Source organism: Staphylococcus gallinarum (assembly GCF_029774255.1).
Classification (GTDB): Bacteria; Bacillota; Bacilli; order Staphylococcales; family Staphylococcaceae; genus Staphylococcus; species Staphylococcus gallinarum.
Genome location: NZ_CP069082.1, coordinates 1,616,664 through 1,633,741, shown reverse-complemented (window position 1 = coordinate 1,633,741; position 17,078 = coordinate 1,616,664). Strand labels below are relative to the sequence as shown.

The 17,078-nt window shown below is 32.8% G+C and carries 18 protein-coding genes; 12 read left to right on the top strand and 6 right to left on the bottom strand.

The window, feature by feature from the left end; all coding sequences use genetic code 11:
* Nucleotides 1-35: 35 nt before the first annotated feature.
* On the bottom strand, nt 36-899 hold the full coding sequence (locus tag JN168_RS07680; protein ID WP_279525739.1) for a hypothetical protein: 864 nt from the start codon (nt 897-899) through the stop codon (nt 36-38).
* Nucleotides 900-1,464: 565 nt separating this feature from the next.
* Here JN168_RS07680 and JN168_RS07675 point away from each other — a divergent pair.
* Both JN168_RS07675 and JN168_RS07670 read left to right on the top strand, forming a co-directional pair.
* Complete coding sequence (locus JN168_RS07675; protein WP_279525738.1) at nt 1,465-1,920, top strand: sugar phosphate isomerase family; 456 nt, start codon at nt 1,465-1,467, stop codon at nt 1,918-1,920.
* 75 nt (nt 1,921-1,995) lie between these two features.
* Nucleotides 1,996-2,610 carry a hypothetical protein gene (locus JN168_RS07670; RefSeq protein ID WP_042738796.1) on the top strand — a complete coding sequence of 205 codons (615 nt, stop codon included), beginning with the start codon at nt 1,996-1,998 and terminating at the stop codon, nt 2,608-2,610.
* Between the two features lie 62 nt (nt 2,611-2,672).
* On the opposite strand, the gene JN168_RS07665 is transcribed toward JN168_RS07670, so the two are convergent.
* Complete coding sequence (locus tag JN168_RS07665; RefSeq protein WP_042738795.1) at nt 2,673-4,040, bottom strand: aspartate kinase; 1,368 nt, start codon at nt 4,038-4,040, stop codon at nt 2,673-2,675.
* Between the two features lie 190 nt (nt 4,041-4,230).
* Here JN168_RS07665 and JN168_RS07660 point away from each other — a divergent pair, with 190 nt between their 5' ends.
* The 4 genes from JN168_RS07660 to JN168_RS07645 are packed head-to-tail and all read left to right on the top strand — an operon-like array spanning nt 4,231 to nt 8,353.
* Nucleotides 4,231-5,511, top strand: coding sequence for a homoserine dehydrogenase (locus JN168_RS07660; protein WP_279526272.1), 1,281 nt, complete (start codon nt 4,231-4,233; stop codon nt 5,509-5,511).
* 5 nt (nt 5,512-5,516) lie between these two features.
* Nucleotides 5,517-6,578, top strand: coding sequence for a threonine synthase (thrC, locus tag JN168_RS07655; protein ID WP_279525737.1), 1,062 nt, complete (start codon nt 5,517-5,519; stop codon nt 6,576-6,578).
* Between the two features lies 1 nt (nt 6,579).
* On the top strand, nt 6,580-7,500 hold the full coding sequence (gene thrB, locus JN168_RS07650; RefSeq protein ID WP_042738793.1) for a homoserine kinase: 921 nt from the start codon (nt 6,580-6,582) through the stop codon (nt 7,498-7,500).
* A 43-nt stretch (nt 7,501-7,543) separates the two neighbouring features.
* On the top strand, nt 7,544-8,353 hold the full coding sequence (locus JN168_RS07645; RefSeq protein WP_042738792.1) for a Cof-type HAD-IIB family hydrolase: 810 nt from the start codon (nt 7,544-7,546) through the stop codon (nt 8,351-8,353).
* A 458-nt stretch (nt 8,354-8,811) separates the two neighbouring features.
* On the opposite strand, the gene JN168_RS07640 is transcribed toward JN168_RS07645, so the two are convergent.
* Nucleotides 8,812-9,126: a hypothetical protein gene (locus tag JN168_RS07640; protein ID WP_042738791.1), complete on the bottom strand. Its 315-nt coding sequence runs from the start codon at nt 9,124-9,126 to the stop codon at nt 8,812-8,814.
* A 210-nt stretch (nt 9,127-9,336) separates the two neighbouring features.
* Complete coding sequence (locus JN168_RS07635; RefSeq protein WP_042738788.1) at nt 9,337-10,782, bottom strand: amino acid permease; 1,446 nt, start codon at nt 10,780-10,782, stop codon at nt 9,337-9,339.
* 223 nt (nt 10,783-11,005) lie between these two features.
* Here JN168_RS07635 and JN168_RS07630 point away from each other — a divergent pair, with 223 nt between their 5' ends.
* Nucleotides 11,006-12,493 carry a catalase gene (locus tag JN168_RS07630; protein WP_042738787.1) on the top strand — a complete coding sequence of 496 codons (1,488 nt, stop codon included), beginning with the start codon at nt 11,006-11,008 and terminating at the stop codon, nt 12,491-12,493.
* A gap of 100 nt (nt 12,494-12,593) precedes the next feature.
* On the opposite strand, the gene rpmG is transcribed toward JN168_RS07630, so the two are convergent.
* Nucleotides 12,594-12,743, bottom strand: coding sequence for a 50S ribosomal protein L33 (gene rpmG / locus JN168_RS07625; RefSeq protein ID WP_042738786.1), 150 nt, complete (start codon nt 12,741-12,743; stop codon nt 12,594-12,596).
* A gap of 248 nt (nt 12,744-12,991) precedes the next feature.
* Between rpmG and rpsN the strand changes: the two genes are divergently transcribed.
* The 3 genes from rpsN to JN168_RS07610 all read left to right on the top strand — a co-directional run bounded on the left by rpsN (nt 12,992) and on the right by JN168_RS07610 (nt 15,470).
* Complete coding sequence (gene rpsN / locus JN168_RS07620) at nt 12,992-13,261, top strand: 30S ribosomal protein S14 (protein ID WP_042738785.1); 270 nt, start codon at nt 12,992-12,994, stop codon at nt 13,259-13,261.
* Nucleotides 13,262-13,459: 198 nt separating this feature from the next.
* The gene (guaC, locus tag JN168_RS07615; protein ID WP_042738784.1) at nt 13,460-14,437 is read left to right on the top strand and encodes a GMP reductase; all 978 of its coding nucleotides are present in this window, start codon (nt 13,460-13,462) and stop codon (nt 14,435-14,437) included.
* A gap of 67 nt (nt 14,438-14,504) precedes the next feature.
* Nucleotides 14,505-15,470: a CAP domain-containing protein gene (locus JN168_RS07610; protein ID WP_405051317.1), complete on the top strand. Its 966-nt coding sequence runs from the start codon at nt 14,505-14,507 to the stop codon at nt 15,468-15,470.
* A 207-nt stretch (nt 15,471-15,677) separates the two neighbouring features.
* Here JN168_RS07610 and lexA read toward each other — a convergent pair whose 3' ends face one another.
* Entirely contained in the window at nt 15,678-16,301 is a 624-nt protein-coding gene (gene lexA / locus JN168_RS07605; protein WP_042738782.1) for a transcriptional repressor LexA, read from the bottom strand.
* 144 nt (nt 16,302-16,445) lie between these two features.
* Here lexA and sosA point away from each other — a divergent pair, with 144 nt between their 5' ends.
* Both sosA and JN168_RS07595 read left to right on the top strand, forming a co-directional pair.
* On the top strand, nt 16,446-16,688 hold the full coding sequence (sosA, locus tag JN168_RS07600; protein WP_279525736.1) for a DNA damage-induced cell division inhibitor SosA: 243 nt from the start codon (nt 16,446-16,448) through the stop codon (nt 16,686-16,688).
* A 117-nt stretch (nt 16,689-16,805) separates the two neighbouring features.
* Nucleotides 16,806-17,051, top strand: a complete 246-nt coding sequence (locus tag JN168_RS07595; RefSeq protein WP_229367166.1) for a DUF896 domain-containing protein — start codon at nt 16,806-16,808, stop codon at nt 17,049-17,051.
* Nucleotides 17,052-17,078: the final 27 nt, after the last annotated feature.

The following is a 17,078-nucleotide window of genomic DNA, read 5'->3' as shown; positions in this document are numbered from 1 at the left end:
TAAACTGTTGTGATTATAACTCGTTTTTATATTAATTAATGAAAACGTTCGACTAATTTGTCATATTGCTCTTTAGTAATGGACTCGCTTGCATTGCTAAGTGTATCACCGATGACGTCTTTTAATGAAGATTTAGATGAAACTGTTTCAGTATAATCTTCTCTTATATTAGGTCCATCTATAATATTTACACTTCCATCTGTAAAGTAAACTAAACCAATGTTTTTAATATGATGATTTAATCTCTCTGCAATTCTAGCTTCTAATTCCTTTGTATTCTTTGCAGTTTGTTCAAAAGGATCATAACTATAAAAGTCGTAAATTACAGAATTATTTTTTACACGTTCTATAAAAGTGTATGAACCTGTACGTGTCGTGTTAAATTGACTGTGATATTGTTGTGCAATATAGCGTCCCACAGTTTGATGTACTGAGGATTCATTATTAGTTGAAATCTCTGTTTCAGAATCAATATCAAAGTGATAAAACGTTTTTTGTTTCCAGTTTTTCACATTAATGTTGAACACGCCTTTGTCAGTGATCACGATATAATCAAATGCTCTCGCATATTCGAATAAAGGGTGTTTAACGGCAAGATTACCAGTGGCGATAATATCATAGGCTTTGATAGTACCGGCTGTTTTGTATTGTTCAAGAATATCTTTCAAGTTTTGTTTTGCCTTTCTTAAGCCGTGATGGTTCGAATCATTATTACCATCAAAGTGCAACATTTGATTTTTTAACTGAGTATTTTCACGAGTAACAGAACTAATTTTAGTTACTAATTGTTCTTTAGAATACTTTTCAGTTTCTAATTTTTGTTGCATATTTTTTTGATTTATAATCATCACAATAATGAGCAAAATAACAATTACAAGTAAAATGAATGTTAGTAGCATGATTATCATCCTAATCTTTATTAATATTTGAAATTACAGTTTATTTTACTCTTTTATACACTGTTGTACAAATTCGACCTGTTAAACTGTAGCTATATATAGATTATATTCGTATTAACAGTTGTTTATCAATGGTATTCATGGATTTAACTTAAATTAAACGATAATTTAATGGAGAATTTATAAAATGAATGACTTTTTATAGTATTTTAACTATTATTACATGATTTTATATGATTTGTAATTGGATTTAAGTAGTTTCGCATAGCAGCGTTTGGTTTATGCAATGAATAGAAACATATAGTTTATAGTTTTAGTAGCATATATTATTTTTGGTAGACCTAGTTCGATGTTTAAGTAGTAGAATAATGTTTTTTAGCAGTTGCTAAAATATGCAATAATTAAAAGGGAATGTAACATATAGTACAAAAATATATTTAATGAGAGGTTCAACGCATTTCTGGATAAATAGTACTGAATTTTAATAAGCGTTTAGTTTACACAAAGTTGTATAAATAGATATAATAAAGTATGTGTGAAATTATTAATTTTGGGGGATTATTTTTTGAGTGCATTGAAAAGCTATCTAAACGAACTAGTTGAACGTATAAATCATAACGATATAATTGCGTTTGATAATCATCCCGTATCATTTAAAATAATAGACCAATTATATTTTTCTAATAAAAAAATATCAGTTATTACTTATTCAACTGATATTATCAAATATGTATCTAAATATACGGATTTTAATATTATATTACCGAATGGTACTGTTAATAGTGCTTTTCATATCATTACAGGAACAGATGTTATTGATTCTTATTCAAAATATAAAATTAATTATTACTTTCTACGTGTTCCTTATATTTATGAAGAAGATTTATATCAAGATATAACAGAAATTGCTGAATTACAACGTGTACTTAAGCAAAATAGTGAGTATAGTTTTGTTATTAATAGACCACAATTTTTAGATCATACGCATGGGCATCGCTATATAAAAATTGGTCAATTTTAAAAAAATATATGAGTTTATTATATTTGAAGTAGAATGCATTGAAAAATAACTAGACAAATTATATAATGTATTTCAATGGAAACGCTTACTTCAAGAGGAGGTGCCTGTTTGGACAAACACGTAAAAGCATTGGTAAGCCAAATAAATAGTAAAGTTGGCAATTTAATTAAATATAACGGAGAAGTTGCAAAGCAGCTTTTTATGAGAGATGAATTCAACCTATGCTGTAAGGTAGATATCAGTGTTGAAAGAAAGTATTTGGCAGAAGTGTTAAAGCATATCCCAGAAACTTATACTGTTAAGTTATATGATGACCATACATCGACAACGAATTATACTGAAATAGAATTTGCAGAGGTAACGCATGCCAACATTTATAAAGCAGATGATTTAATTATGACTGTGATTGTATATGATGTTGAAAATGACGAATGGATGTTTAGATGGAATCATAATATTAGGCTACCTGAAAAAAATATCTACTTCCATTCGATTAAATGGGATGTCGATTACATTAAACCGGAAATTGTCTTAATGTATGAATTATTGGATCCAATAGATTACCAACAAATTCCTAACTATAAAAGTGTGATAGATTCTTTAAGCTATTATCAATTTGTAATGTTGAGATTAGTAGTTGGTGATGAACGTATCAACCAAGCTCTAATTTCAGAGAAATCAGCAATGTAAAACCCACAAATCACAAGTAGGTCAACGTAACAGTTGAACAAAGTGATTTGTGGGTTTGTTTTTTATACCTTTAGATATTCGCCATTATAGCAATACTCATATGTTGACTTAACTGCTTTTTCAGCATCAGCAACATCGATTCCAAACATAATTGAAATTTCAGAAGCACCTTGGTTCATCATTTTTAAGTTTATATTTGCTTCAGCAAGTGCATGTGTAATTGTATTGGCAGTACCTACAATACGGTGCATGCCTTCGCCAACAATCATAAGAATTGCAAGATTGTGTTCGACGTTTAATTCATCGACATCACATTTTTCTCTAATATCATTTAATACTTGTTCTTCTCTGTTTTGTATCTCTTTTGAGCGCATAATAATACTAATACTATCAATTCCAGAAGGCATGTGGTCAAATGAAATTCCATAATCTTCAAGTACGCCTAATATTTTTCGAGTAAAACCGATTTGTCTGTTCATTAAATATTTCTTAATATTCAACACTGTAAAGTCTTTGTCACAACTAATGCCACTGACTATATTTGAAGAATTGATTTCTCGGTCATGACGAATATAAGTACCTGTATCATCTGGACGATTTGTGTTTTTAATTACCACTGGTATGCGGTCTTTGTGTAATGGTTGTAATGCTTCATCGTGGAACACACCAAATCCTGCATAAGATAATTCACGCATTTCACGGTAAGTAATCTCATCAATCACTTCTGGATTTTTTACTATTGTTGGATTAGCTCTAAAAATACCTGAAACATCTGTGAAGTTTTCATATAAGTCAGCACGAACACCACGAGCAACGATTGCACCAGTGATATCAGATCCACCACGTGGGAAGGTCACAACATAACCTTGACGAGAAATACCAAAGAAACCTGGAACAATTAATTTTTCATCGTATTCTCTAAGGCTATAGAGTGCTTCATAAGATTGATCTAAAATTTGAGCATTCTGAGGTAAATCTGTGACAGTAATACCCGCTTCACCAGGTGATACATAACGTGTTGGTATACCTTGGCTATTGTTATATTCAGCTATGAGTTGGGCATTAAAGTTCTCACCACATGAAAGTAACGCATCTAATAAACGAGCAGGTTTTTCCTTTAATGTGGCAATATATGTTTCTAAAGTTTCATCAATTGTTGATAACAGTGAATCTGTCATTTCAAGTTCTAAAATAATATCAGCATAACGCTGAATAATTTCTTCTTTCTTTGCTTGATAATCTAATCCGGCAATAACCTTTTCGTAAAGTCGAATTAGTAAATCCGTTGTTTTTACATCGTCTGCATGTCTTTTTCCGGGTGCTGAAACGACGATAATCTTTCTGTCTGAGTCAGAGTTTACTATATTTAATACTTTCTTTATTTGTTCTGCATTTGAAACAGAACTTCCTCCAAATTTCGCTACTTTCATAATGAGCTACAACCTTTCTAAAAAATCAGAAAATTTTGTTTAGTTTTTATCACGAGAGTGATAGTATAGATATACGGTTTTTATTTTCAACCTTTACAAAAATAATGAATGAATTTATACTATACCATATTCTAGTATTTTTCAACTGTACAATTGTATTTTTTGAATGAACAATCGGAGGAATGAAATGATGAAGGAATTAAATGTAGCCCTGCTCGGTTTAGGTACTGTAGGTTCAGGTGTAGTGAAAATAATTGAAGAAAATAGAGAACAAATTAAAGAAACAATGGACAAAGATATCAACATTAGACATATCTTAGTTCGTGATAAATCTAGATCGAGACCCATTAACGTATCGAATTATCATCTAACAGAAGATGTAGATGAAATTTTAAATGATGACTCTATAGACATTATCGTTGAGGTTATGGGTGGCGTTGAACCGACAGTAGATTGGTTAAAACGTGCATTAAGTCAGAAAAAGCATGTTATTACTGCCAATAAAGACTTATTAGCTGTGCATTTAAATGTGTTAGAAGATTTAGCACAAGAAAATGACGTAGCATTAAAATATGAAGCAAGTGTTGCAGGCGGTATTCCAATCGTTAATGCGATTAATAATGGTTTGAATGCAAATAATATAACTAAATTTATGGGTATTTTAAATGGAACATCTAACTTTATTTTAAGTAAAATGACGCGTGAGAATACATCGTTTGAAGATGCGTTGGATGAAGCGCAAAGATTAGGGTTTGCCGAAGCAGATCCTACAGATGACGTGGAAGGTGTAGATGCCGCAAGAAAGGTAGTCATTACTTCTTATTTAACTTTTAACCAAGTGATTAATTTATCAGATGTTGATAGACACGGTATTAGCGATGTTGAACTTGCTGATATTAAGGCAGCAGAAGCACTAGGTTATAAGATTAAATTAATTGGTAAAGGTACTTATGAGCAAGGTAAAGTTAATGCTTCAGTAGCACCAACACTTATTAGTACTGCACACCAATTATCTGCAGTTGAAGATGAATTCAACGCAATTTATGTTATTGGTGATGCTGTTGGAGAGACGATGTTTTATGGTAAGGGAGCTGGTAGTTTAGCAACTGGAAGTGCAGTTGTGAGTGACTTGCTTAACGTTACCTTGCATTTTGAGTCTAATCTGCATACATTACCACCACATTTTGAATTGAAGACGGAACAAACGAAAGAATTAATGGATAGCGATGATACAATATCGTTTAAAGAAAAAGAAAGTTATTATGTTGTCATTCAGACAGATGGTGAGGAACCGAGTAAGGTTGAAGCTTTAATTAAAGCGGAGTTACCTTTCCATAAATCATTAGCCGTTACTGAAAGAGATGCCAGAACGGTTGGTTTGATTGTAGTAGGCTTAGATGAGTCTCCTGAATCGGCAATTACAGAGGCAGGATATGTTGTAAATAAAATTTATCCAGTAGAAGGGGTTTAATAGAAATGGAAAAATGGCAAGGTTTAGTGAAGGAATTTGAAGCGTTTTTACCTGTAAATGAAAATACACCACAATTAACTTTAAATGAAGGACATACACCTTTAATTTATTGTGAAAATTTATCTGAAATGTTAGGCATTGAATTACATGTAAAATACGAAGGAGCTAATCCAACGGGCTCTTTTAAAGACAGAGGTATGGTAATGGCGATGGCCAAAGCTAAAGAAGAAGGTAAGAAAATTGTTATCTGTGCGTCGACAGGTAATACTTCTGCATCTGCTGCAGCATATGCTGCTCGTGCAGGGTTGAAGGCAATTGTCGTAATACCTGAAGGTAAAATTGCGCTTGGTAAATTATCTCAAGCCGTGATGTATGGTGCTGAAATTGTTTCTATCGAAGGTAACTTTGATGAAGCATTAGAGATTGTTAAGGAAGTAGCGGAAAACGGTGAAATTGCCTTAGTAAACTCTGTAAATCGATATAGAATCGAAGGTCAAAAAACAAGCGCCTTTGAAGTCATTCAACAATTAGGAGGAGAAGCTCCTGATATCTTGTCCATTCCTGTTGGTAATGCAGGTAATATTACAGCATATTGGAAAGGGTTCAAAGAGTATCACGATAAAAATCAAACACAATTACCTCATATGTTTGGATTCCAAGCTGAAGGTGCATCACCAATTGTACAGAACAAAGTGGTTAAGAATCCAGATACAGTAGCTACAGCTATTAGAATTGGTAACCCAGCAAGCTGGGACAAAGCTAATAATGCTTTAAGTGAATCAGATGGTCTAATTGATAGCGTAACAGACGAAGAAATTTTAGAAGCATATCAATTGATGGCAAGTAAAGAAGGTGTCTTTAGTGAACCGGCAAGTAATGCATCTATAGCAGGTTTGATAAAATTACACCGTGCTGGCAAGTTACCACAAGGTAAAAAGGTGGTTGCTGTATTAACTGGTAATGGTCTGAAAGATCCAGACACTGCAATTTCATTATTGGATAATCCAATCAAACCGTTGCCTAACGATAGAGAAAGCATCTTAGATTATATCAAAGGAGCGCTCTAACATGAGTGACATGTTGCATTTGAAAATACCGGCATCTACAGCTAATTTAGGTGTCGGTTTTGATTCTATAGGTATGGCATTAAATAAATTTTTATATTTAGATGTAAAGAAGAACGACAGCGATGTGTGGACGTTTAATCACGTCGGACCAAATGTAGAAGATTTGCCAACAGACAATAGACATTATATTTATCAAATTGCTCAAAGAGTTGCACGCAAATATGATGTTAAATTACCTGGTTTAGATATAGAAATGCGAAGTGAAATCCCTTTAGCAAGAGGTTTAGGGAGTTCTGCATCAGCATTAGTTGGCGCATTATATATTGCTAATTATTTTGGTGATATTGAATTATCAAAATATGAATTACTACAATTAGCTACTGAAATCGAAGGTCATCCTGATAATGTGGCACCAACAATCTACGGAGGTTTGGTATTAGGTTACTTTAATCCTGAGACAAAGGTGACAGATGTATCATATATTGATCCACCACGTGTGGATATTATTATTACGATTCCATCTTATGAACTACGTACAGATGATTCAAGAAATACATTACCGGAAACATTTTCACATAAAAAGGCAGTTCAAAATAGTGCGATTAGTAACACAATGATTAGTGCATTGATACAACATAACTATGAGTTGGCAGGAAAAATGATGGAACAAGATGGTTTTCATGAACCATTCAGACAACATTTAATACCTGAGTTTAAAGAAATTAAAGCGATTGCGAAACAACATAACGCCTATGCGACTGTAATCAGTGGTGCAGGTCCAACCGTATTAACATTAGTTGCTCCAGAACGGAGTGGCGAACTCGTTAGAGAACTTAAAGGAACATTTATGGATTGTCGATCGGAGTTAGTGACAATTAATGAAAGTGGAGTTGTGTCGAAAATTCTGTACCAACGCCGTTAAATTATTGTAGTATAATGTTAAGGTGTTGAAAGGAGATACAAACATGAGTAAATATAAGATGATTGTTATGGACATGGATGACACTTTAATGAATCCAGATAATGAGGTTAGTCCAGAAACTGAACGTTATTTAATTGACATTCAGCAGCAAGGATATCATGTTGTCTTGGCTTCAGGACGTCCTACAGAAGGGATGCTACCTGTTGCAAAGCAACTCAAGTTAGATCAATATGATAGTTATGTAATAAGCTATAATGGTGGTAAGACAATTGCTGTTAAAGATGAACATGTTGAAGTGAGTAAGAGTGTAACTAAGGCAGATTTTGATGCAATTGTTGATTTCTGTAGAGAACACAAATTGTTTGTTTTAACATATCATGAAGGATTTATTATATATGAAGGTGACCACGAATATATGAATATAGAGTCTGAATTGACAGGTTTGCCGATGAAACGGGTCGATGATATCAAAGCATATATTCAAGCTGATGTACCTAAAGTAATGGGTGTGGATTATGTTCCGAATATTACAAGTTTAAACATTGAATTAGCTGGTCATTTTAATGAGGAAGTAGACGTTACAACAAGTAAGCCGTACTTTTTAGAATTTATGGCTAGAGATGTTTCGAAAGGAAATGCATTAGCTGCATTTTGTGAAAAGCTCAATATTGACTTGTCTGAAGTTATTGCATTTGGTGATAGTTCAAATGATATTTCAATGCTTAACGTCGTCGGACATGCAGTAGCAATGGGTAATGCTAATGAAGCAGTTAAAGCAGTTGCTGACGAAATTACTTTAAGTAATGGCGAGGATGGTATTCCTCACGCTTTAAAAGCATTGCTTGATTCTTGATTAGATTGATATATATAATACAAAAGTGTCTATGACATAAATACCTAGCACTAAGCCCATCAAAGATTTTTGGTCTTTGATGGGCTTGTAATTTATATCAATATTGCTCGCTTTCCTAGGGGGATGGGTCGAGCCTTGGTCTCAACACTCATCCTACACCCTTAGGCGTCTCGCAAACAATTCGAAGTTCATATATATGTTATTACTACAAAAAATAAGACACTTACTTATAATTTAATAAATTCCACTAAATTAAATTAATATAGCAGCTTATCTATAAAAATTAAAACATGCCTCAGTTTACTCTACAAATGGATTGATCAAGTCACTTTTTATTAATTTCTGAACACAGCTGATAACTCAGTATTTATTGATGATACTAAGATAGCAGCAAATGCAAATATAAAAAAACTATCAGAGTAAGTTAACTCTGATAGATAAGTTCTGAAGTGAAAGAATTATTTTGCTGTATGTGTCCACTCGTGTTTGCCTCTATGCCTTTTAACATGTGCATACACATTATCCGCAGCATAATCTAAATTTGTATATACTGTGATAGAGAATGCAGATTGATTATCCTCAAACGATTCTTCTAAAAAGACATCTTTAAGATGTTCAAAAAGACTTTCCATTTGTGAATGTTCTAAGCTACCATACTCTCTTAAAGTTCGTTTAAGCAATTGATTATTCTTTTCTTCAAGTGATTGCACAACAATAACGAAACGCTCTTCAGTTTCTAAAATATCATCAAATAAATTTGTTTGCCCAATCATAGTTTTCACCTCAATATAACCAATATTGTTAATTATATTATACTATACTTTTTAAGCACTGAAAATATTCAACTCTTATGTGTTAAGCATTGATTTTACTCGAATAAACAAATACGTATATATGTATAATTCTAACTGTTTTTGTAATATGTTTATCATTAATTAAAGTGGCAAAGTAAAAGCACTGATTATATACCAGTGCTTTTACAATTAATGTTCTTTAGTTGTATTTAATTCAACGTCTTCTAGTTTTACTATTTTTGTTTTTCTAATTACTTTATGTGATAAATAAACAATTGCTAGAATAATGATTGGTGCAATGTTTCGTATAACAGAGCCATAATCGCCTGCCATTAAAGCGCCAAAGGAATTTCCGAAAAATAGGAATAGCAATGCAATTATTACAATGATTGGTCCTAATGGATATAACGCTGCTTTATATGGTAATACATCTTCTGCACGTTTGTTTTGTTTTTTTATTGCAGAACGTAATCTGATTTGAGCGACAATACTTGATGCCCATATTACGATAACTAATGAACCGATAATATTGAGCAGTGAGAAGACAATATCTGATTTAAATTGCGCTAATACAATTACTACTAACACGATTACAAATGTTGTACAAATAGAAATAATAGGTAGTTTCGTCGTTTTGTTTAATTTTGCAAAAAACTTCGGTGCTTGTTTATCTTCTGCCATTGAAAATAACATACGACTTGTTGTATATATTCCAGAATTTGCAGCAGACAGTAACGATGTTAGGATAACTGCATTGATCACAGATGCAGCAAAAGCAATACCTACACGATCAAATACTATTGTGAATGGACTTTGAGTCACAGATTCATGTTTGTTTAATAGTAGAGGATCACTGTAAGGAATAATTGCGGCAATAACAGCAATAGATAAAACGTAAAATAGCAATATTCTCCAGAATACTTGTCTAATAGCTTTTGGCATTGACTTATGCGGATTCGATGATTCACCTGCAGTTACAGCTACCATCTCAGTACCACCAACTGAAAAACCAGCGATGAGTAACACGGCTAAGAAACCTGAAATGCCACCGACAAATGGCGCTTCACCTGTTGTATAATGTTCAAACCCATAATATTTACCACCTAAAATGCCAAATATTGTTAGTACACCTATTACTATAAAGATGATAATTGTAAGTACTTTAATTAAAGATAACCAAAATTCTGTTTCACCAAATGCTTTTACTGTAAAAATATTCAGTACAAATAGTAAACAAAGAAACAAAATACTCCAAGTAACAGGGCTGAAAAAGTGAAATACTTCCCAATAATCTAATACGCTTGATGCAATAATGATGTCAACACTCGTTACTAATACCCACATCACCCAATATAACCATCCCATTGTAAAGCCGAGGGAACTGTCTACAAATCGTGTAGCGTAAGAACTAAATGATCCTGATACAGGATAAAATGTAGCTAGTTCTCCGATTGAAGACATTAAGAAATATAGCATGATACCAATGATTAAATAAGCTAGAATCGCGCCGCCTGGACCAGCTTGTGATACAACATTACCTGTAGCGACAAAGAGTCCAGTGCCAATCGCACCACCTATTGCAATCATTGAAATATGTCGAGAGTTGAGACCACGTTTCATATTGTTTTGTCCCATATTAAAATCTCCTATAATCTATAAAAATTTATATACCTTACATTTTAATGCTTTTAATGACTACAATCAATGCATTTTTTGAGAGTTGGAGCAATAAAATTTTAAATATTCAGAAATATTTCATATTATAAGAAGTAACATAATTGCTTTTCGTATGTGTATACTTTAAAATTAGTGCTAGATAATAATTATTATTATTTACTATTTGTGAGGGGGAAACATTATGAGCAATAAAAGAAATTTAACTAGTCTTTTTGGTGCACCGGTTTCAGATAGAGAAAATAGTATGACTGCTGGACCTCGAGGACCATTGTTGATGCAAGATTGGTATTTTTTAGAACAAATGGCTCATTTTGACAGAGAAGTAATTCCGGAACGACGAATGCATGCTAAAGGTTCTGGTGCGTTTGGTACTTTTACAGTAACAAATGATATTACGCAATATACATCTGCTAGTATTTTTTCAGAAGTAGGCAAGCAAACAGAGATGTTCGCGCGTTTTTCAACTGTTGCAGGGGAACGTGGCGCAGCGGATGCTGAAAGAGATATTCGAGGATTTGCGTTAAAATTTTACACAGATGAAGGTAACTGGGACTTAGTAGGTAACAATACACCGGTATTCTTCTTTAGAGATCCTAAATTATTTGCGAGCTTAAATCATGCTGTAAAAAGAGATCCAAGAACAAATATGCGTAGTGCGCAAAATAACTGGGATTTCTGGACATCATTACCTGAAGCGTTACATCAAGTAACAATTTTAATGACTGACCGTGGTATTCCAAACGGCTATAGACATATGCATGGTTTCGGTTCACATACGTATTCAATGTATAATGATAAAGGAGAACGTGTGTGGGTTAAATTCCACCATAGAACGCAACAAGGTATTGAAAACTTACAACCAGATGAAGCGGCGAAAATCATTGCTGATGATAGAGAATCATCTCAACGTGACTTGTTTGAAGCAATTGAAAACAAAAACTTCCCAAAATGGAAAATGTATATTCAAGTAATGACTGAAGAACAAGCGAAAAATCATAAAGACAATCCTTTTGATTTAACAAAAGTATGGTATAAAGGTGATTATCCACTTATAGAAGTTGGTGAGTTTGAGTTAAATCGTAACCCAGATAATTACTTCCAAGATGTAGAACAAGCAGCATTTGCACCGACAAATATTGTTCCTGGTATAGATTTTTCTCCAGATAAAATGTTACAAGGTCGTATATTCTCTTATGGTGATGCTCAACGTTATAGACTTGGCGTCAATCACTGGCAAATACCAGTAAACCAACCAAAAGGTGTTGGAGTTGAAAATATTTGCCCATTCAGCCGAGATGGTCAAATGCGTATCTTAGATAATAACCAAGGTGGAGGAACACACTATTATCCTAATAGTGATGGAAGTTTTGAGGATCAACCTGAATTTAAAAAACCTGGCCTAGAAGTCGAAGGTGAAGCTTATGAATATAATTATCGCGAAGATGATGATAATTACTTCGAACAACCAGGTAGATTGTTTAGATTACAATCAAAAGAGCAACAACAACGCATTTTTGAAAATACTGCCAATGAGATGCAGGGTACAACATTAGAAGTTCAACACCGTCACATCCGTCATTGCTACAAAGCTGATACAGAGTATGGTAAAGGTGTAGCGAATGCGTTAGGTATTGATATTAATGATGTTGATTTAGAAGTGGCAGACTAGTTTGCTACTATATAAACTAAAAAGAAGTCACGCATGTTTAACATGTGTGACTTCTTTTTTAATTTGTCGTATTTAAAAAAGTAATTTTAACAACAGAATGTTATTTAGTTTCGCGGTGTACAGTATATTTATTTAATCTTGGGCTGTATTTTTTAAGTTCAATACGCTCTGGATTCGTACGTTTGTTTTTAGTGGTGATATAGTTACGATCTCCACATTCTGTACAAGCTAAAGTAATATTTACGCGCAAAATAAACACCTCTTTCTTAATAGGAATTGTTACGTTTTAAAATTCTAGCATACATTTATGACGATTTCAAATTTAATGTTGTTATAAAGGACTACATTAATTATAGAAGATATACGATATGATGTCATATCTCTAACTTTAAAGATAATTTTTTCAACAAAAATAAAATAAATGATTTGCGTAAATAAAAGAATATGTTACGATATAAAACGTAATGATTACGATTTAAAGAGAAAGGTAGAGATAAAATGGCAAAAAAATCTAAAATAGTAAAAGAGCAAAAGCGAGAAGAACTTGTAAATAAATATTTTGAGTTAAGAAAAGAGTTGAAAGCGAAAGGTGACTATGAAGCATTGCGTAAATTACCCAGAGATAGTTCACCGACGCGTTTAACAAGACGTTGTAAAGTGACAGGTCGACCAAGAGGCGTTTATAGAAAATTTGAGATGTCTCGTATTGCATTTAGAGAGCATGCATATAAAGGTCAAATACCTGGTGTGAAGAAATCAAGTTGGTAATTTTCAAACTCCGACTATAGTCCATTTACATTTAGTATAAAACATTGTATATTATCTAATGGTAAAGATGAATAAATAGTTATTGTTCGGGAATTAAGTAAAATATAATAGATTTTACGTTGTAATAGAATGGAATAGTTATAAAAATCTTACCAATGTACAAGTGTTATATAAAAAATGTTAGGGGTTTGTTTTATTATGAAAATATTCGATTATGAAGATATCCAACTTATACCAAATAAATGTATTGTAGAAAGTCGTTCAGAATGTGACACAACGATTGAGTTTGGTCCAAGAAGTTTTAAATTACCTGTTGTACCTGCAAATATGCAAACAGTCATGAATGAATCATTAGCAGAATGGTTTGCTAAAAATGATTATTTCTATATTATGCATCGTTTTGATGAAGCTGCACGTATTCCATTTATTAAAAGAATGCATGAACAGCAACTATTTGCATCAATTTCTGTTGGTGTAAAAGCCGGCGAATTTGATTTTGTAAAGCAATTAGCTAGCGAAGAAATTATTCCTGAATATATTACAATCGATATTGCACACGGTCACTCAGAATCAGTGATTAAAATGATAAAACATATTAAAGCACATATTCCTCAGTCATTTGTAATTGCTGGTAACGTTGGTACGCCAGAAGGTGTTCGTGAATTAGAGAATGCAGGAGCAGATGCTACTAAAGTTGGTATTGGTCCAGGTAGAGTATGTATAACTAAAATCAAAACTGGATTTGGTACTGGCGGATGGCAACTTGCAGCTTTAAATCAATGCAGTAAAGCAGCTAGAAAACCAATCATAGCAGATGGTGGTATTAGAACTCATGGAGATATTGCAAAATCAATGAGATTTGGTGCTTCAATGGTAATGATAGGTTCATTATTTGCTGCACATGAAGAATCACCAGGTGAAACGGTTGAGTTAGATGGCAAGTTGTATAAAGAATATTTTGGTAGTGCATCTGAATTCCAAAAAGGTGAACATAAAAACGTTGAAGGTAAGAAAATGTTTGTTGAACATAAAGGTGCATTACTCGATACACTTATAGAAATGCAACAAGACTTACAAAGTTCAATCTCTTATGCAGGTGGTAAAGATATTAATTCATTAAGAAAAGTAGATTATGTAATCGTACGTAATTCAATTTTCAATGGAGATCGCGACTAAACTATAGTAGGTGTAAAAAATTAGAAAATTAATAGGATATATCGTTGTTATATTATTAATTGTATTAGTGATACCTGTTAAAGAATTTAAGCCGGTCGTTGGATTTGAACAACAATTTAAGTCTAAAGTAGCCAGTTGGACTTCAGGAACAACGACATCAAATAAGCCATTAAAAGTACCTAGCAAACAAGCTTTTGCAGTAAATAATATTCAAATGAATATGGATAAGTCTACTGTTACTGAAAAGTTAGGGAAACCCAAACGTATAACCACTAATGAATATGGTACAAAATGGTACACTTACTATTCTGATGACTATAGATCGTTTGTAATGGTAAGTTATATTGATAATAAAGTAAACGGGCTGTATAGCAATCAAAACGTAATCTCATCAAAAAGCAAAATAAAATATGGAACACCAAAATCTACTGTTCGTGATAGATTAGGAACGCCGATAACTGAAATTAGAAAAGGTCATACAAATTATGAAATTAAAGATGACGAGTATGATACTTTCCATGATGATCAAATATATACAACAGCTTTTTATGATAAACATAGTGATAATAATTTAACTGCCATATTGCAAGTGAGTGAGAGAATGGAATCACGATTGCAGCAACAATATGGAGCGCCGTCAGATGAATTAGCACACAGCTTTGAACTACAAAATTTTGATTTGGTTAATGCTGAAAGAGTACAACATGAACTGCCGACACTAAAATATTCTGAAAGCATTTCTGATACAGCGAGAAAGCATAGTGAAGATATGGCTAATAAGAATTATTTTGATCATACTGACTTGGAAGGTAATTCACCATTTGATCGATTAGAAGCAGATGGACATGATTTTAGTGCAGCAGGAGAAAACTTAGCATATGGTCAAACGAGCAGTATATATGCGCATCAAGGACTAATGAATTCACTCGGTCATCGGAAAAATATTCTGAAACGAGACTTCAATACACTTGGCGTAGGTGTTGAATTTAATAATAATAGACAACCATATTGGACAGAAAATTATACAGGATAATGTTTGATTTTCTTGTTTAAAGGGTATCCTTTAACTTGTAGAGGATGAGTTAGTTATGACAACAAAAAAAACAGATAAAACAGATGATATACTAGAAAAAATTAAAGAAGTCTTAGAGAAAAAAGACGAGAAATAAGAGGTTAAGCATTATGCTTAACCTCTTATTTTTATTGATATATAACTGTAACCAATAAAAGTTATATCTATCTACATTTCACGGAAAAGACCGACCACTTTACCTAACACAGAAACTTGTTCTAAATATATTGGATCCATAGAACTGTTCTCAGGTTGTAAACGATAACGCGCTTTTTCTTTATAGAAACGTTTGACAGTTGCTTCATTTTCTTCGGTCATAGCAACGATAATATCGCCGTTCTCTGCAATAGTTTGGCTACGAACAATTACTTTGTCTCCATCTAATATACCTGCTTCAATCATACTATCTCCAACGACATTTAAAATGAAGATATCACTATTATGAGTAGAAGTAAAATGCTCTGGAAGTGGAAAATATTCTTCAACATTTTCTACAGCAGTTATTGGAATACCTGCTGTAACTTTACCTATAACGGGAACATGAATTGTTTCTTCCATGTTCACAGGTTCGCCAATAGATTCACTTACTATTTCAATTGCTCTTGGCTTCGTTGGGTCTCGTTTAATATAGCCCTTTTCTTCAAGTCGTGATAGGTGTCCATGCACTGTAGAACTAGAAGCAAGGCCTACAGCTTCACCAATCTCTCTAACACTTGGAGGATAGCCTTTTGATTGAACAGTTTGCTTGATATATTCAAAAATTTCATTTTGTCGTTTCGTTAATTCTCTCATAATTTAGGCACTCCCTAGCTTTAATTTAGTTACATTATAGCATGGGCTAACAATTTTTACAAACGTTTGTTCGTTTTGCTATTGACTAAGAACAGATGTTCTGATAAATTGTTAATACAAACAAATGTTCTAGGAGTGGAAATTATGATTAAATTATATAAATCGCAAGTTAAGACGTATCTAATGGTATTAGTTGCTACAATGTTATTATGTACTATATTTATATTAACGGCACATCATAGTGATGGGACAGAACAAACGTACGAAATGACTGATCATAATGTTACTGAAAATATTAAACAAGATAAAGAAAAAGCACAAAGTGATCATCAAGACAGCGAACAAAGCGAACATCAAGTTACACCACTTATAGCTGCCGTAAACTAATCAATTTATTTGGGATGAACAAGTTAATAGAATAAATGGGATAAAATAAGCGAAACTATTTAGTTTCGCTTATTTTTTTGTTATATTCTTTTATATTAATGATAACGGAGGTTTATTATGGGAAACATTGATGGCGTAGACTTGGATAGAATTAATGAGCTCGCAAAGAAGAAAAAGACAGAAGGCTTAACTCAAGCCGAAGCTAAAGAACAATCCAAGCTAAGAAAAGCATACTTAGACTCATTTAGAGAGAAATTTAAACAACAATTAGAAAGCACACGAGTAATTGACCCTGAAGGTAATGACGTTACTCCAGAAAAAGTAAAAAATATTTTAGATTCAAAAAATAATCAAGGCAAATAGCAATTCAATTTTTTGTTAATTTTCTGT

Bases quoted from the DNA above. Each gene is read 5' to 3' on its own strand.
- JN168_RS07680 (WP_279525739.1), bottom strand. From the start codon at position 899: ATGCTACTAACATTCATTTTACTTGTAATTGTTATTTTGCTCATTATT.
- JN168_RS07670 (WP_042738796.1), top strand. From the start codon at position 1,996: ATGGAAACGCTTACTTCAAGAGGAGGTGCCTGTTTGGACAAACACGTA.
- JN168_RS07665 (WP_042738795.1), bottom strand. From the start codon at position 4,040: ATGAAAGTAGCGAAATTTGGAGGAAGTTCTGTTTCAAATGCAGAACAA.
- JN168_RS07660 (WP_279526272.1), top strand. From the start codon at position 4,231: ATGAAGGAATTAAATGTAGCCCTGCTCGGTTTAGGTACTGTAGGTTCA.
- thrC (WP_279525737.1), top strand. From the start codon at position 5,517: ATGGAAAAATGGCAAGGTTTAGTGAAGGAATTTGAAGCGTTTTTACCT.
- thrB (WP_042738793.1), top strand. From the start codon at position 6,580: ATGAGTGACATGTTGCATTTGAAAATACCGGCATCTACAGCTAATTTA.
- JN168_RS07645 (WP_042738792.1), top strand. From the start codon at position 7,544: ATGAGTAAATATAAGATGATTGTTATGGACATGGATGACACTTTAATG.
- JN168_RS07640 (WP_042738791.1), bottom strand. From the start codon at position 9,126: ATGATTGGGCAAACAAATTTATTTGATGATATTTTAGAAACTGAAGAG.
- JN168_RS07635 (WP_042738788.1), bottom strand. From the start codon at position 10,782: ATGGGACAAAACAATATGAAACGTGGTCTCAACTCTCGACATATTTCA.
- JN168_RS07630 (WP_042738787.1), top strand. From the start codon at position 11,006: ATGAGCAATAAAAGAAATTTAACTAGTCTTTTTGGTGCACCGGTTTCA.
- rpsN (WP_042738785.1), top strand. From the start codon at position 12,992: ATGGCAAAAAAATCTAAAATAGTAAAAGAGCAAAAGCGAGAAGAACTT.
- guaC (WP_042738784.1), top strand. From the start codon at position 13,460: ATGAAAATATTCGATTATGAAGATATCCAACTTATACCAAATAAATGT.
- lexA (WP_042738782.1), bottom strand. From the start codon at position 16,301: ATGAGAGAATTAACGAAACGACAAAATGAAATTTTTGAATATATCAAG.
- sosA (WP_279525736.1), top strand. From the start codon at position 16,446: ATGATTAAATTATATAAATCGCAAGTTAAGACGTATCTAATGGTATTA.
- JN168_RS07595 (WP_229367166.1), top strand. From the start codon at position 16,806: ATGGGAAACATTGATGGCGTAGACTTGGATAGAATTAATGAGCTCGCA.